The sequence below is a fragment of the Legionella rubrilucens genome, from assembly GCF_001468125.1.
Lineage (GTDB): Bacteria > Pseudomonadota > Gammaproteobacteria > Legionellales > Legionellaceae > Legionella_C > Legionella_C rubrilucens.
Genome location: NZ_LNYT01000020.1, coordinates 704100 through 721221, shown reverse-complemented (window position 1 = coordinate 721221; position 17122 = coordinate 704100). Strand labels below are relative to the sequence as shown.

The following is a 17122-nucleotide window of genomic DNA, read 5'->3' as shown; positions in this document are numbered from 1 at the left end:
TTCACTGCCTGCTCCGCATGAAACGATGCGGGCAGCCAAGATAGCGTGACATCATAGCGAGATTTCACGCCAAGGTAAATGAACATTCACGGGAAATTCATCGCATGAGTGGCTATTTATCAATGGTTTTGACAATAATGAACATTGTGCTGGATTAAAAACCTTTGGGCCAGCAAAGGCGTATGCTGAAGCAGGTGATGAAAATAGGCGCGGGTATAATTCTGACGACAGACAGGGCAGGTGCATCCTGCTGACAGCACAGTAAAATCCTGGCTGTACTGACTATCCAGCAGATCCATGACCTGCCCCTGATCATACACATGGCCCTTGATGGCGTCATCCGCCGGAAAGTCGGCCTCAACCAGTCCAGCGTTCCCTTCGACCGCCAGAAACGCATCCAGACGGTTACTGTAACGATAAGTTCCCTCTTCATCAGAAAGAAGCCGAATCCCTTGCCACTCGGGTTTAAGCACCTGGCACTGGTTTGCAAGGCTCGGGGACAGTACGGCATAGTCCGGTTTTAAAGCGATGATTAATGCAAAAACAGCGGCCGCGTCCAACTGGATAATTTCCCCATCGTAGTGGGATCGCACCCGGTAATGCCCTGCTTTGTTTTCTTTCAGGGTCGATGCGTTCAGGACCAACTCCCCCGACCAGGGATAATAGCTTTTCAGGCCGCTTAAGGATTTAAGAAAATCCAGACCGGGCTTCATCAGCAGGGCATCAAGGTACAAGGCCGCAAGGGTAATGCCGGCTTTTTGCCAGTTGTCTAAAGTCAGGCAACTGCCGGCATGGGACGTTAAAACAGGAACAAGGCTGGGCGTTGTCGGCATAAGAGTCTCGGTAATTAAAGCAATAAACTGGCATCGCCATAACTGAAAAAGCGATAACGCTCTGCAATGGCTTCGCGATAGAGATCCATCGCCCGGGCATGACCGATGAATGCAGAAACCAGCATCAGTAAGGTGGATTCCGGCAGATGAAAATTGGTGATTAAACCATCACAGATTTTAAACTCATAGCCCGGGTAAATGAAAATATCCGTTTCTTTAACGCAGGCTTGCAGTCGTCCGTCAACCACAGCGCTTTCGAGGCTGCGAAGGGCCGTGGTTCCGACGGCAATCACGCGTCTACCCGACGCACGCGTGCGGTTCACCGCTTCAGCAAGCGCGTCGCTGATGATCAATTGTTCGCTGTGCATTTTGTGGTCTTTAATGGCTTCGCAGCGAACCGGTCTGAATGTTCCCGCCCCCACATGCAAGGTGGAATAGGCAATCTGAACACCCTTTTGCTGAAGCCGCTCCATCAGGGAATCATCAAAATGCAAACCGGCCGTGGGCGCTGCCACAGAGCCTTTATGACGGGCATAAATGGTTTGGTAGCGCTCAAAATCCGCTTTTTCATCGTGGCGGGTAATGTAGGGGGGTAATGGAATGTGACCAATGTCTGCGAGCATGGTTTCCAAATCGCCCAGCGTCTGGCAATGGTACAAATCGTCCTGTTTGGCAAGAATCTGAACCTGCCACCCATTCGCCAAATCAATGATCATTTGGGCTTTGGGGGCTTTGCTGGCTTTGATATGGGCTATAAACTGATTGTCCGGCTTAAGGCGTTCGATGAGGAATTCGACCTGACCGCCACTGGGCTTTTTCCCGAAAAAACGTGCAGGAATGACTTTGCTGTTGTTCATTACCAGCAAATCCCCTTCATTTAAAAAATCGGGCAATTGCTTAAATTGCTGATGCCGGTACTGCTCATCATCCCGGTGGTAAACCAGGAGACGGGAATCGCTTCGTCCGGGCAGCGGGTATTGCGCAATCAGTTCTTCGGGTAAGTCAAAATAAAAATCGTGTTTGTACATCAGGCAACCTGTAAAGCAAATTGACGGTATTATACTGCGACTCCGGCAGGATGGCATAGTCGCTGGCAAGAAAAAGCGGTCTAAAAGGGATTAAATTATGATAGGATAGCCCCTCTTTGTATTGATTTGATGTGGCTATGTTAACCCTGCGGCAAATTACCCTGTCCCGCGGCAATAAAGTGCTTCTGCAGAATGCCAGCGTGACCCTTTATGAAAAACAGAAAGTCGGTCTTGTCGGCAATAATGGCTGCGGTAAATCCAGCCTTTTTTCTCTACTCCTTGGGCAGCTTGGCCATGACAGCGGGGAATGGTTCCTTAATCCGCACACACGCATCAGCCATTTGTCGCAGCAAATTCCAGACAGTACCGAGGCGGCGCTTGATTTTGTGTTGGCCGGCGATGACGGGTATCTCAACCTGCAAAAACGATTGCAGGAAGCCGAAGCCAGCGGCAACCATGAGGCAGTGCTCGATTGCCACACCCGCTTAAACGAAACCGGGGGTTACAGTAAACCGTCTCAGGCTGCCGCGATCATGTCCGGCTTAGGCTTTAAACCGTCCGAACAACAACATCCGGTCAACAGTTTTTCCGGCGGCTGGCGCATGCGCCTGTCGTTGGCGCGCTGTCTCATGAAGCCGGCGGATTTGCTGCTGCTTGACGAACCCACCAACCACCTCGACATGGAGGCCATTTTCTGGCTTGAGAAATGGTTGAAACAGTCACCCAGCAGTATTTTACTGATTTCACATGATCGTGAGTTTCTGGATGCCTTTGTCAGCCATATTCTGCACATTGAAAATCAGACCCTGTCGCTTTACAGCGGCAATTACAGCCGTTTTGAGCAAACCCGCGCCCAACAGCTGGCTTTACAGCAAATCATGTATGAAAGGCAGCAACAGAAAATCAGCCACATGATGGCGTATGTGAACCGTTTTCGCGCCAAAGCATCCAAAGCCAAGCAGGCACAAAGCCGTCTGAATGCCATTGCCAAAATGGACATCGTCGCCCAGGCCCAGGTGGATTCGCCGTTTTCGTTCGAATTCTACCCTTGTCCGCGTGCCGGCAATCCCCTGCTTAACTGCGTGCAGGTTGCTGCCGGATATGATCCTGGCCGCCCCATTCTTAAACGCTTGAATCTGATATTAAACCCAGGCGACAGGATTGCCCTGCTCGGCCCCAACGGCGAAGGTAAATCAACCTTCATTAAAACCTTAACCGGCGGCCTGCCTGTCTTGGCCGGCGACATTCACCGCTCGCCGCATTTGAAAATCGGCTACTATGCTCAGCACCAGTTGGATGAACTGGACGATAAGGCCAGTCCCCTGCAAACCATCCAGGCCTTATCGCCCGATGCGCGGGAACAAGCCATTCGTGATTACCTTGGCGGGTTTAATTTTATCGGCGACATGGCCGTTAACCCCATCACCCACTTCTCAGGCGGAGAGAAAGCCCGGCTTGCCTTAGCCAAACTGGTCTGGCAAAAACCCAATCTGCTGCTCCTTGATGAGCCGACCAACCACCTGGATTTGGGCATGCGGGCAGCCATTGAGATTGCCCTGCAAAGTTATGAAGGCGCCTTGATTCTGATTTCTCATGATCGCCACCTGTTAAAAACGACAGTGGATGATTTTTATCTGGTGTATCAGCAACAGGTGCAGGGCTTTAAAGGGGACTTGGATGATTATTACCAATGGCTGCAGACCAAAGACAGTCAAAAGGAAACCCCGTCTGCCAACAACGCCAACCAATACAAAGAGAAGCGCAGTCTGCAAAACCGCATGAAAAAGCTGGAGCAGTTGATTGAAAGTCGTCAAACTCAATTGTCCGCGCTTGAACAGGCCCTGGCAGATGTCTCCCTGTATGAACCTGACCAGCAGAATAAATTAAACACGTTGCTGGCTGAACAACATCAACAGCGGGAAGCCCTGGCTGAGGCCGAAGAGGAATGGCTGGCCATTGTCAGCTCACTGGAGGAGTAAGCCCTGAATCAGGGCTTGTTTTTTAACTGTTGAAACAATAATCGGGCTGCAATCTGCTCAGCTTTACGTCGGCTAGCGCCAACGCCCTGGGTCATTGCGTTCACGCCCTGCACTTTGCAGGTGATATAAAAAACCTGATCATGTTCTTCCCCTTCCGTTTTATCAAGCAGGTATTCCGGGAGCGGCATTTTTTGCGATTGAAGATACTCTTGCAACAAGGTTTTTGCGTCTTTTAAATTGTCATGCAGGCTTTCGTCCTGCAAACGGCTTTTAAACAGGTGGTGAATCATCTGGCGGCTGGCGTCAATACCACCATCGAGGTACACCGCGGCGATTAGCGCTTCCAGGGCATCGGCTAATGTGGATGCCCTTCTGAAACCGCCGCTTTTTAATTCGCCCTGTCCAAGATAAAGGTAATCGCCAAGCTCAAGTTCCATGGCAATCTCAGCCAGCATTTCGCCTTTGACTAAAAACGCGCGGAGGCGGCTTAGTTTACCTTCGCTGCAATCGGGAAATAATTGAAACAGAGCATCGGCAATAATGAAACTGAGAATGGAATCGCCCAGAAATTCATAGCGTTCATTGTTTTCACTGCCCATGCTGCAGTGAGTTAAGGCCCGCTTTAAGTGATGAATGCTTTTAAATTCATAACCCAGGCGCCTGCAAAGGCGCTGTAAATCACTTTTTACCAATATTAACCTCTTTGGTCTCGTCAAAATTGAACATCAGACTGATGTTATAAAACAAGGGTCTGACCACCGTGTATTTGACGTTAATGTTAAAATTGCCCCGGCCGTCGGGAACAATGTTGACCTCATCCAGTTTGATATCATCCAGGCCATTGATGGTGAACTGGTTCGCCAGACGCTTGCGTAAAACCATCGCATTGGCCGCCGTGTCCGTGCTGAATTCCGCCGCATCAATGTTTTCAAGCGCACTGATGGAGCGTTTGACCTCAAAATGCTGAATGTAGACCGGAACGACCCGCATAATGACCAGACCGGCGATACAAACGACAATAACCGTGAACAACATACCGATTAACGTGAGTCCCTGTTGTTTACGCATCCTGATTCCTTCCTTGATTAATGAATAAAACGCCCTATTTTAGACCAACGCAGACTGTCGGTTTTACCATTCCAGCTCATCCACACAAAAAAGGCCTTGCCGCGCAGGTATTGGTCTTCAACAAACCCCCAGAAGCGGCTGTCCGCACTGTCGTCACGGTTATCGCCCATCATGAAATAATAACCCGGCGGTACTTCAATTTCAAAATCGGATGCCGGGATATCCGGGCGAACATAAATATCATGCTCAACACCGTTTAAATTCTCACTGTACCGCGCCACGGCCTTACCGGAGCTCTCATCCGTTGTGTACTCGATGAATTTCTGCCTGGCCTCCTGACCATTAATGTAGAGTACCTTATTACGATAACTGACTTTATCACCCGGAACACCAATAACCCGCTTTATATAATCATAGCTTGGATTGGGCGGCCAGCGAAAGACGGCGATTTCGCCGGTTTTAGGATTGGCAATGGGGATAATTTTCTTTTCCCAGACCGGCAAACGGAGGCCATAGGCAAATTTATTCACGGCCAGAAAATCCCCCACCAGCAACGTGGGTTCCAAAGAACCGGAAGGAATGCGGAAGGGTTCAACTAAAAACGATCGCAAAAGAAGCACGATAAAAAAGACTGGAAAAAAGGAGCGGGAATACTCAATGATTTTTCCAGGTTGCTCATCCGGTTCCCGCTTTTTTGCCCAAAAAAGAATATCCAATAAATAGATGAACCCGGATACAGCGGATAAAACAACTAGCAATAAAGCAAAATTCATGTTGGATTTCCTATAAAATCAATTGCGGCCTTCAATTATTTTTTCCTGTCGGTTTGGAACACAGCCATGAACGCTTCCTGTGGGATTTCCACATGGCCTACCTGCTTCATGCGCTTTTTACCGGCTTTCTGTTTCTCCAACAGTTTACGCTTACGGGTTACATCACCCCCATAACATTTGGCCGTTACGTTCTTACGCAGGGCTTTCACCGTCTGGCGGGCAATGATGTGGTTGCCAAGGGCTGCCTGAATAGCGACATCAAACATCTGGCGCGGAATGAGTTCACGCATTTTTTCAACCAGGGCCTTGCCGCGGGTATAAGCGGCATCGCGATGGACAATCACCGCCAACGCATCCACTTTTTCGCTGTTGATAAGGACATCCATTTTGACCATGTCCGCCTCATCAAAACGCAGGAAATTATAATCCAGTGACGCATAACCGCGGCTGACGGATTTTAATTTATCAAAAAAATCTGACACCACCTCGCTCATGGGCAAATCATAAGTCACCGACACCTGACGGCCGCTGTACATCATGTTAACCTGCACGCCGCGACGCTCGACGCAAAGGGTGATGATCTGCCCCAGATAATCCTGAGGCACTAAAATGTTGGCGCGGACAATCGGTTCAAACATTTGTTTGATTTGCTGCGTTGGCGGCAATTGTGAGGGATTATCGATCATCACCGTGTCACCCTTGGTGGTGACGACTTTATACACCACGGTGGGTGCCGTTGAAATCAAATCAAGATTGTATTCCCTCTCCAGACGTTCCTGGATAATTTCCATGTGCAGCATGCCCAAAAAGCCGCAGCGAAAACCGAATCCTAAGGCTTCTGACGATTCGGGTTCATAAAACAGTGAAGCGTCATTGAGGCTTAATTTGGCCAGGGCTTCGCGAAAGGCTTCGAAATCATCGGCACTGATGGGAAAAAGGCCGGCGTAAACCTGGGGCTTGACGCGTTGAAACCCGGGAAGCGGCGCTGCGGCAGGATTTTTTTCAAGGGTTAAGGTATCACCGACCGGCGCACCCTGAATGTCTTTAATACCCGCCACCACATAGCCCACTTCGCCGGCCTGCAACACCTCCTGTCGGGTGCGCTTGGGTGTAAAAATACCGACCTGATCGATTTCATAAGTCCGGCCCGTGGACATGACTTTCATCTTGTCGCCTTTGCGCATGGCCCCGTTCATAATACGGACAAGCGACACGACGCCCAGATAACTGTCAAACCAGGAATCGATGATCAAGGCCTGCAGGGGCGCTTCGATCTTGCCCTCTGGCGGCGGAATACGCGCTACCAGGGCTTCAAGCACATCCTCCACACCCAGCCCGCTTTTCGCGCTGGCACGAATGGCATCGTGTGCCTCAAGGCCAATGATGTCTTCAATTTCAGCGATAACCCGCTCGGGTTCAGCCTGCGGCAAATCAATCTTATTCAACACGGGAAGGACTTCGAGTTCCTGATCAATGGCTGTGTAACAGACTGCCACGGTCTGGGCTTCCACACCCTGAGCCGCATCGACAACCAGAATGGCCCCTTCGCAGGCCGCCAGCGATCGGGATACTTCATAGCTGAAATCCACATGTCCGGGGGTGTCAATAAAGTTCAACAGGTAGGTTTTGCCATCACGGGCCTTGTAGTTTAAGGAGACGCTCTGGGCCTTGATGGTAATCCCCCGTTCTCTCTCAATGTCCATGGAGTCAAGCACCTGATCCGCCATTTCCCGGTCGCTCAAGCCGCCGCAGAGTTGTATGAAGCGATCAGCCAATGTGGATTTACCATGGTCAATATGGGCAATAATGGAGAAATTGCGGATTCGAGTTAAGTCGCTCAAGTGGAAAACCTGTTTATAAAAGGGGGCATTTTAGCTCAATAATCGTCCGGCAGAAAGTCTCTCAAGCCATGTATGCCTCAATTTATTCCGAAAAAATCGCTGTGATTGCAAAATGCTGTAAAAATAGCGATGATCCACTGGGTCTAGGATTGGTTAACCCGTACTGGCCAAGATAACGGATTATTTTTAGTCAAAAGTGACCAATTCGATTTGCTGTTGTTTTAATTTTTTACTACAATCGGCTTTTTTGATCAAACATTTAAAGGGATGCCCCATGCGACGACTTGCTACTTTCTGCCTTACCCTCCTGGCTCTGTTAACCCATGGTTTATCCCATGCCGATCGCGCATTTACGCAACGCAAAGACGTTCAAAATTTTATCAACACCATGGTTAAACAACACCACTTTAACCGCCAGGAACTGACAGCTGTGATGAGCGAAGTGCAGTTACAGCCGCAAATCATTGAATCCATGGAAAAACCCTATGAGAAAAAAACCTGGGATGTTTACAAGCAACTGTTCCTGACACCCCAGCGTCTGCAGGGTGGCCTGGAATTCTGGAAAGCCAATCAGGCCACACTGGCCAAAGCTGAAAAACACTACGGGGTTCCTGCCAACATCATTGTCGCCATCATTGGTGTGGAAACCCTGTACGGTAAAAATCAGGGCAATTACCGCGTCATCGATGCCCTGTCGACCTTGGCTTTTAATTACCCCAAACGTTCACGTTTCTTTACTAAGGAACTGGGCGAATTCTTACTGTTATGCCGCGAACACCACGTGAAACCCACACAGTACATGGGCTCTTATGCCGGCGCCATGGGCAAACCACAATTCATGCCCAGCAGTTACCGTACTTTTGCCGCCGATTTCACCAACAACCCCAAAAAGGATTTAATGAACGATGATCAGGCGGTCATTGCGAGCATCGCCAATTATTTCCACAAGCATGGCTGGAAAAACAATCAGGGCATCGCGCAGCCGGCCAAAGTCAACGGTTATGGCGTCAAACGCATCAATACCAATTATCGGAGCGCTGTTTACAGCATGAGGCAATTGGCTGCCGCCGGCGTCAAACCGCTGACTGCCGCGCTCAATCAACCGCAGAAAGCCGGCTTAATTGAATTAACCACGCAAACCGGCCCCGAGTATTGGTTAGCCTATCCCAATTTTTATGTCATTACCCGTTACAATTCCAGTCCGCAATACGCGTTAGCCGTGTACCTGCTGTCGCAGCAGTTAAAGGCGCAGTGGACAGCGAATCAAAAGGGTAAACAATTTGCCTATGCCTGAGGAACTCAGGGTACTCAAGACCTGCTGCCCCTTGGCAACAGGCCGTATCATTAAACAAGGATGTTAGCGTGGCTACCACATTTCTCTTTGCTGAGTCATTAACGGATGAAGGGTGTGTCAGCGTGGTTATCGAGCAGGATAATCAGGTTGCTCAAGGCCGCGCTTTGCGTCGTTTTGAAGACATACGCCAACTGCAAAGCGGTACAAAAACCGTCGTGGTGCTTCCGGCCACGCATTTTACCTTCCATTCCGTGCAATTGCCCTGGCTTGGCGACAAGAAAGCCAGAGCCGCCCTGCCTTATGCCCTGGAAGATCAATTGGCTCAGAATGTCGATGAATTGCATTTTGCCTTTGACCGCCAATACTACAGCGAAGGCCATTATCTGGTGGTGGTCAGTGACAGGACCTACCTTCAGGACATCATTGGGCGTCTTAAGGACAACGGCATTGACTTTGACGCATTAACCGTGGACTGGTTTGCCTTAAACCCCCACGAAGCCTGTATTCTACCCGAGTATTCATTAATTCACAGCGACCCTTTTCGTGGCGCATTGACGAAGGATTTGCAAGACCTCCTGCCTGAAGAGAGCGAACAAAAGGTCTATTTTTTTACCGACACTCCGGCTGAGCGCATTCCTGCCCATGCCTTGGCGACTGACAAAGAGTCGCATGAGTGGCTGGCTGGGCGCTTATTACAAAACAAACCCTTTGATCTGGGCCAGGGATCCCTGACATACGGCTCAGCCAAAGCCAGCCTGAAACACTGGCTGATTGCCGCAGCGGCCATGGTTCTCCTCTGGGTAACGAGCCTTATCGCCGTCAACTGGATTAAGCTTCAGGAATTAAACAATAAAATCGCGGCCATCGACAGCCAGATTGCTGTGATTTACCGGCAGTTTTTCCCAGAGGCAAAACAGGTGATTAGTCCGCGCTTTCGTATCACCCAGTATTTAAAAAGCAATCAGGGCACCCAGGATCAGCCCTTCTTTGTGCTGCTTAATAAATTCGCAGCCGCAACCAACGCATCAACCATTCAGATTGATCAATTGCGTTTTCAGACTAAAACCCTGCAGGTCAGTTTATCCACCAGCGACTTCGCAAGCCTTGAAGCCTTGCAAAACCGTCTGAAAAGCGACAAAGTAGCAGTAAAACAAAACCAGGCCTCGACGGTCGAGGACAAAGTGGTCAGTACCCTGGAGCTTACTCTGTGATTGCTTACTGGCAGAATTTAAACGAACGCGAACGCTGGATGGTCGTGATTGCCGCCCTGTCGGTGATGGTGTATGGTTTTTATTTATTCATTTATTCCCCACTGACGACTGCGGTAAGCACCCACACACAACAATTAAAAGAAAAAAGCGAAACCCTGGTGTGGATGCAGGGGATAAAGCGGCAAGGTGGGCAACGCCAATCCCTTAAGGCCATTGATAACAGCAAATTACTGTCCGTCATCGCCTCGCAATTAAGCAACAAGACCTTCAGCCCATTCCCCTACCAGCTCGAACAAACCGGCGTCGGCGATATCCAGCTGAGTTTTGAACAGGTCCCTTATGCGGCGATCCTTCGCTGGTTGTGGACCTTAAACAACAACTACACGGTGACGCTCAAACAAGTTCATATGGATAAAACCGAAACCCCCGGGGTCGTTAAGCTGATGGTTCTGCTGGCTGCAACTTAAAACCCGGATGCGCGGTTTAGCTGAATAAATCGCGGGGAGTGGGAGCCGGTGATAATCCCTCTTTCAGCGCATACTCTCTTGCCGCTAAAATTCATCCACTTCCTGCATGGCCTTTTTACTGCTCCCGAGAAGCTGACTTTTGATTAAAACCAAATCGTCTTTTGTATAAGGCTTAAGATTCACTTTCTGAAACCGATTAAGCAGCGCATCAGATAAGGCCTGCCGTTTACCATAGTGGATGGGATTTTGTGTACCGATCACAAAAAAACCCGGATTTGCTGCCGGTTTTCCTTCCAAATCAACACCTGAAAGCAACGCGTTAAGCACCCGCTCCAGGGGTAAGGAATTCATTTCATCAATCACGACAACAGCCCCCTCATGGAAAGCCTTGACCAACCGCTTTTCCATGGTCGCTGGATCCGTCGGCGTGAGATAATAATAATTGTCTTTGGTGTTGACCCCATCGGGATTGGCTGGACTGATGTTTCTTGACTTCAAAAACTCCATGGCCATACGGCTCTTGCCTTCCCCGGCTTCCGCTTCAAAAATCAGTCCACACGTCCCCACAGCCTGAAGCCCTGTCACGCTGTTTTTGATTTCCCTGATATTGAATGCATCATTGAGTATGCGCAGGGGATTAATGCGCTTTTTAGTCATTAAAAAAGCATCGTTTTTAAATTGCGTCTGCTTTTTTAATTCGGCTTTGACCTGTTTCACCGAGACGCCAAAATTTTCCGCAAGCCATTCTTGCAATGCTTTTCGATGCTCCCGGTTCATCATGCCGCTTATTTCATCGTAGACTGCAAGGCAAGCCGCTGTTTTCATGTCACCGGTTTTGAGGTGGGATTGCGATGCCCGCAACACCATCATCTGCAGGTTTCGGGCAGTCACCGGGTGTTTATCCGGAAATTGGCTGTTCACGCGATGGTACGCTTTTAAAAAGACCTCATTAAAAATCGGGGTAGGATCGTCTTTAAATAAGGGCTTGGCCACCGGCGCAATGATATGCTTTGTCAGGAAGCCATCCGGTAATTCTTTAAACGTAATAACATGGCCTCGATCCGCAAGAAAGCGATGCCGTTCACGATCGGCAAAATAACCAAAATTACCGGCGAAAATAACCTGGTGTTTTTTTGAAACAGGCTTGAGATCACCGTCCAGCACAGAAGGCGGATTGCTGAATAACCCTTCGAAACGATCCAAAACCCCGGGTGCCAGCAAATTGGCTTCGTCAATAAACAGGTAATTGTGTTCTTTGTCGGATTGCAGCCAGGCGCTGAGTTTATCCAGTCCAGTAAAGAGTGCGTAATCTTCTCCATGGGCTTTTTTCAGTTCCTGTTGTATAAACGTAGTCTTGCCTACGCCTGACGCTCCAACGATAAACACATAGGGCGACACATGGAGATGAGAAAACAGTTTTTCACGGCGTTTCTCCATAATGGGAAGCACGGCGTCCGATTTTACTTTTTTATCAAAGGCTGTTCCCCATGCCATTTCGGCAAAGGCTTTGTTGGCCTGATACGTTTTTTCCAATCGTAAAATCTGTTTCAACGGATTACTTTCAGGATGGGTTTTCATGAACGCAAGCATGGTCACCCATTGAATGTAATCAAACGGTCTGGAACCGCTTAGCTTGCAATATTCACGGCAAACGGGGATTAATCGCTCAACCTCATCCGGATAGTCTTTTTTCAAAGCCTGCCAGTACGCTTCCTGGGTATAGCGGAGATCACTGGTTCTCGCTGTGGGGAAAGGATTTACATCATCGGTAATCAACACCAGTTTATTTTTTGGGGCTTTGATTCGGTCGCCATTTAAAATCATGTAACCATCGGGTAAAAACAGCGATTCAATCTGTCTGGCTAAAACAGGCGACAATCGACCTTTTAAAACAATGGAGCGATCGGCATGGCTGGGGATTGCACCGATTTGATGGTTAAACCGCTTTTTGCCATTGTCCCCATCACGGATTGCAATGTTTTCGATGAGATCGGCATAGGTTGTGTGCTCATCGACCGGGATCACCAAAGGATCCTTCCAATCCAGTTGTTTTTCTGCAAAATGAATGTCATTGGTCACTATGACGGCGGACTTGCACTCCGGCTTCTCCTCGTCAACACTGAATTTGACGGCTGTTTGGCTGGTCTTCATTTCAGCCGGGATGGTCACATCAGGAGAACAGGTAATGTATAACGACGTGTTCTGTTTGCCAGCTTCCATGATAATGCGGGCCCACTGTTCTTTACTTAACGTGTCCGTAACATGAAGCGGTAAGGTTTTATTTTTATAGGCCGCCAACAAACCCGGTAATTCAACAAGCCCTTCTTTTTCGACACGGTAGTGTTTGAACAAATGATTGACAGTATAGGCATTCAGCACCCATTGTTGTTTGACGGGCGGGCTTGATGCTTTATTTTCAATGGTGTATTTCGCTAAACCGTAGTCATACGGGACATCCAGACGAATAAACTGAAAATGCTCCGGTATGGCATAGTCTTTACCATTGATGGTGATTTTGCGATTAAGGTTGATTTCGCGCATAAACAGCCGAAAGGCCTCGTCATGCCAGGGGGCATTTCTCAAGATGAGGCCGGGTTTATTGCCTTTTAATGCCGCCACCAGTTCCGATTCTAAAAATTGATAACGTTCACCCTGGATTTGAAACTGGCCTTTTAATTCAGACTCCCAGTCCTCCCCAAAAAAATCAATCTTAGCCCAGTTTTCCTGCTCCTTAGTCAGTGTCGATACGGCAGCAGGGGTTGGGGGCTCTCCCTTTAATGCCGCTGAACATTGGCTTTTTACACGGAAGCGCGAGTAGAAATCTTCACCCATGGCCTGCCCCTCGGGCAACACGCCAATGACCGTCAGCCCTTCCGGCAGCTTCACCCCGTTTAATGTCCTTATTTTATCCATTATCGAGTTGTAGCCGACATGCTGTGCCTCGAAATTTGACCAGTTGATGCATAACACATCACCCGGCTTGGCTTCTTTAACAAAGCGCATCACCGGGCTGTCGACGCGATGATAGTCTCCGGTAGCATTATCGATTACACAGGAGAATTCGCTGATGTCATCGAGGCTGTTGATGTAGAAACATCGGTTTTTTTTCTCGATCACACGCTGGTATAAGGCGGCATGCACGGATTCGATCTGGTTTGATTTTAAGGTGCATAAAATCGTTTGAAGGCCATCCGGCAACTGCGCACCTGCTTTTAACAACTCGTCAGCATAGTGGGAATAGTTGGTCGCTGTTGAGCGGAGAGTATCCCAGGTTCTGTATTTGTTATTGTCTAAAGAAACTGCCTTTTTAGGTACGATGGCTGGATTGTTATTATTCTGTTCTTTAGCCGGCATGGCCCTGGATTTTGGCTTGCTGGTCTCTAAGGTCTCAATTTTTTGATTGACAGGAGCCCCTCCCAAATCCACTCGACGCCAGCCGCCCTGCTCTTTGACTTCAATGTAGGCATGGCAGTCATTGTAAATGGCCCGCGCCTCGAGATTCAGCACGTCTGCCAGGGCCATAAAGGCCCAAGTTCTATGCCGGCAGACTCCCTGGCGCTCATGAATAATGCTGTTTAAGATTGCGACGCTGCTGTTGGTATTCCCCTTTAAATCGTTGAGATCAAATTGGCAAAAGGCCATCAGTACATTGCGGCGTTGCTCATAAGGATAGGATCTTATTTTTTTTAATGCAGGCGTGTCGAGGTAATCGCCGTTTTCATCAAACATCACCTGCTGCAGTGCCAGAATATCCTCAGGATTGACTTTATCCAGAGCAGGCGCTGGTTGCGTCATTTCATAATAATAATCCGACTGGATTAAATAGGTCACCGTTAAAATCGTCTTTGAGGGATCCTTAGGCCTCACGTAGTATAAATTTTCCTCCTCGCAATACACGATTTCTACATCAACCTTTGGGTTGGTTTCAAAGCCAACCAGGCGATCAGAGGGGGATAATGAGGGGAGTGCTGTTTCGCCTGAAACAATTTGTTTACCCAGATAATAAGTGAGATTAGTTTCATATTGACTGAAATACACGGACTTCAGATCGTCAACACGATCGACCTTCACTGCCTTGAATTGTTTGTCGTTGGTTTCGACGAGTTTAACCTGCCCTTTCCGCTGCAGTTTTGGAAAGACCTGGTTTCGGTAATGATCAGGTAAGAGGTATTTTGAGTCCGGTTTGTAATAAAACACCTGGGAGGTGCTGACGTCAACGTTTTTTAAGCCAGTGTTCTTATCAATTTCCTTCGATGGTTTATTTTTTCCCCTGAGAGTGTGTTGAGCCTTGTCTGGGAAATGGCTACTTGTTGAATGGCCGCTCGTTGAATATTGGGAGGAGTATTCGTTGATTTCAAGTGAACCGCCCTCCATTTTCGATTGATTATTAAAATAGTTCTCACTCTTGCGAAGGCTTTTCACTAAAGCAGGAAAACGGGTATAAACCCTGTCCAGAGCTTCCGCATCCAGCATAAAAAGCAGGTCTTCCGTCAGCTGGTTGGAGGAGGATGGATCGATGGATAAGGTCGTTAACTGTTTACAACGGTTTAAAATAGCCGCTAACACGTCATTGGTGATGTAAGATTTTGCAATGACCAATTCCTTTAGATTTTCCAATGCCGGTGATTCTGGAAACGTAAAGCCATTTTTGCTATCGAAACTGCAATTGGTTAATGACAATTGGGTTATTGCTGGAAATTTTTGCAGAAAAATATCTAACGTAGCGTCTTTGTGATTGGTAACCCCTTTTAAAGACAACCGTTGTAATAAGTCATTCTGGACCAGCTTCGTGATGTAGGTTAAAGGAACATTGACAACTAGTTCAAAATTTAATTCGGTTAACTGGCGGGCCTGATTGAGCAGAGGGATAAACAGGTTATCGTTTCCATCGCACGCAATATTCAATACACGCAAACAGGCAAGACTCTCTGGGTTCAAATAAGATAAAAAATCCCCCTTCTCTGCTTCGATGTGCCTCACAGTAAGCATCATTAACTGCGACGACGCATTGAGCAGGGAAGCCAGCCCGGATTCACTCACAGGACCGGCCAAATCAAGGTAAATTAAATGGGTAAGCCCCTTTTGATGTAAACCAGCAGTTACGTTATCAATCAGTGCATTGGATTCAATTTGTAACGAACGCAGTTGAGGGCAGTGGCCAAGTAACAATCCTATGCTCTCGTTAGTCAGTCCTTGTCCGAGACGATTACTTTGTGTAACCTCAAGATGAGTCAGACTGGGAAATTCACCCAACTCAGAAAAGAAAGTGTCACCCGGGCTAAAATTAGGATCGATTTTCAGGTGCTCAAGCCGCGGCATCCGCTGCATCACGAAGCGCCACCTGTCTTCGGTTAACGAAAAAAGAGAAGATGGCATGAAGGATTTAAAACCGAAGGTATCCGATTCCATCATACCAGGATGATTCAGATAATGAATGAGCTTCCCTTTTTTTAATTTGGGTTGGTAACTTTCAAGATTGGCTACTGTTTTGGGGCTGAATTGGTGGACCACTGCCTCAGGTGAGGTCATCTGGGATACCGGAGGTGAGAGTAATTCCGTCAGATTCGAGGCTTGGTGGATTAAGCGAACGTAATCATCGTCTTCGATACTCGTCAAACTTAAATTGAGATAAGTCAGGTTCTTCATCGCGTGCTTTTCGAGCTGCTGAGTAAACCCTTTTTCCAAATTAGCCAGTCCTAAATTCAAACCGGTTAACCGGGGGCAGGCATTGATCAATTGAGCAAGTTCGCCGCTTTGGAAAGTGTAGTCAGAAAAACCCAGGTGTTTTAAATGAGGGCATGTCTTTATTAAGGACAACAGTTTATTAAACGGCAGATTCTCCTGGGTTTCGTTGATGATTAATCCATTAATGGTGCCCAGTAGCCCACTCTCTTGCATTAAGGAACTGCCGATGGTTTTATTGTATTTCAATAAAATGAAAACATTGCCTTTGAGAATCGATTGACGCACAGACTGGTTTTCTTTACTCTGCCAAGCCTCTAGGCCCGCCTTCGAGTCGATAGTCACATGAATAGGCTCGCTTTTATCCAGAAACGCGTAGGCATCTTTTATGTCCATGGCATTGACCGATTGATACCATGGATCACTGGTTTTTTTTTGCCATATTTTCTTGGGAAAGGAATGCATTAACTTTTCAACTTGCCTGGGGTTAGCCACAAATGCTTCATCACGACTGATATTCGCATCAGCCAATTGCCGCATCATTCGGTGGGACGGCGGCAAGGTCTGAGGCAATAATCGGACTAAATCAGCCTGGGTTCTTATTGGGATTAATGTCTCTGTGTACGCATAAAGTTCATAACCTTGATTAAGCAAGGCGGTCCATAACAAAATGGCATCCTGCTCAAATGCCTGAGTCTTGTTTTCAGTACGGGTAAGAATGATTTTTTTCTTTTTAAGCTGACTGATGGCCTTGGGCAAGCGCCAACAATCCTTTTTCCCTTGCAGCAAACGCGGTAAATCCAAATCATGGGTCATGGTACTTGTATGACGTTGCGAAGTAGTCGCACTGGATACGCTATACATCAGCCCCAGGTGATGAAATAATTTATTGTGCATACTTTAGAATCCAGAATGTTTAGATTCAGTGCTTCTCCTTTTCAAAACA

Annotated in this window: 11 protein-coding genes; 4 read left to right on the top strand and 7 right to left on the bottom strand. The window is 47.9% G+C overall.

Going from position 1 to position 17122, the window contains the following annotated elements:
• Positions 1-119: 119 nt before the first annotated feature.
• Positions 120-833 carry a hypothetical protein gene (locus Lrub_RS11065; RefSeq protein ID WP_058532151.1) on the bottom strand — a complete coding sequence of 238 codons (714 nt, stop codon included), beginning with the start codon at positions 831-833 and terminating at the stop codon, positions 120-122.
• A gap of 14 nt (positions 834-847) precedes the next feature.
• The gene (gene queA / locus Lrub_RS11060; RefSeq protein ID WP_058532150.1) at positions 848-1861 is read right to left on the bottom strand and encodes a tRNA preQ1(34) S-adenosylmethionine ribosyltransferase-isomerase QueA; all 1014 of its coding nucleotides are present in this window, start codon (positions 1859-1861) and stop codon (positions 848-850) included.
• Positions 1862-1998: 137 nt separating this feature from the next.
• Here queA and Lrub_RS11055 point away from each other — a divergent pair, with 137 nt between their 5' ends.
• Entirely contained in the window at positions 1999-3840 is a 1842-nt protein-coding gene (locus Lrub_RS11055; protein ID WP_058532149.1) for an ABC-F family ATP-binding cassette domain-containing protein, read from the top strand.
• Between the two features lie 8 nt (positions 3841-3848).
• Here Lrub_RS11055 and rnc read toward each other — a convergent pair whose 3' ends face one another.
• Genes rnc through lepA form a run of 4 tightly spaced genes read right to left on the bottom strand, consistent with a single transcriptional unit; the run spans position 3849 to position 7522 of the window.
• Entirely contained in the window at positions 3849-4535 is a 687-nt protein-coding gene (gene rnc, locus Lrub_RS11050) for a ribonuclease III (RefSeq protein WP_082651506.1), read from the bottom strand.
• Complete coding sequence (locus Lrub_RS11045) at positions 4519-4908, bottom strand: DUF4845 domain-containing protein (RefSeq protein ID WP_058532147.1); 390 nt, start codon at positions 4906-4908, stop codon at positions 4519-4521. The genes rnc and Lrub_RS11045 overlap by 17 nt, the downstream gene beginning before the upstream one ends.
• Before the next feature lie 17 nt (positions 4909-4925).
• Positions 4926-5681 (bottom strand): signal peptidase I, encoded by a 756-nt coding sequence (gene lepB, locus Lrub_RS11040; protein WP_058532146.1) that lies wholly within the window; start codon positions 5679-5681, stop codon positions 4926-4928.
• Positions 5682-5716: 35 nt separating this feature from the next.
• Positions 5717-7522 carry a translation elongation factor 4 gene (lepA, locus tag Lrub_RS11035; protein WP_058532145.1) on the bottom strand — a complete coding sequence of 602 codons (1806 nt, stop codon included), beginning with the start codon at positions 7520-7522 and terminating at the stop codon, positions 5717-5719.
• A 274-nt stretch (positions 7523-7796) separates the two neighbouring features.
• Between lepA and mltB the strand changes: the two genes are divergently transcribed.
• The 3 genes from mltB to gspM all read left to right on the top strand — a co-directional run bounded on the left by mltB (position 7797) and on the right by gspM (position 10494).
• On the top strand, positions 7797-8816 hold the full coding sequence (mltB, locus tag Lrub_RS11030) for a lytic murein transglycosylase B (protein WP_058532144.1): 1020 nt from the start codon (positions 7797-7799) through the stop codon (positions 8814-8816).
• Between the two features lie 68 nt (positions 8817-8884).
• The gene (gene gspL, locus Lrub_RS11025; RefSeq protein ID WP_058532143.1) at positions 8885-10027 is read left to right on the top strand and encodes a type II secretion system protein GspL; all 1143 of its coding nucleotides are present in this window, start codon (positions 8885-8887) and stop codon (positions 10025-10027) included.
• A complete protein-coding gene (gene gspM / locus Lrub_RS11020; protein ID WP_058532142.1) occupies positions 10024-10494 on the top strand; it encodes a type II secretion system protein GspM in 471 nt (156 codons plus the stop codon). The genes gspL and gspM overlap by 4 nt, the downstream gene beginning before the upstream one ends.
• Before the next feature lie 84 nt (positions 10495-10578).
• Here gspM and Lrub_RS11015 read toward each other — a convergent pair whose 3' ends face one another.
• Positions 10579-17073 carry a hypothetical protein gene (locus Lrub_RS11015; protein ID WP_058532141.1) on the bottom strand — a complete coding sequence of 2165 codons (6495 nt, stop codon included), beginning with the start codon at positions 17071-17073 and terminating at the stop codon, positions 10579-10581.
• Between the last annotated feature and the right edge of the window lie 49 nt (positions 17074-17122).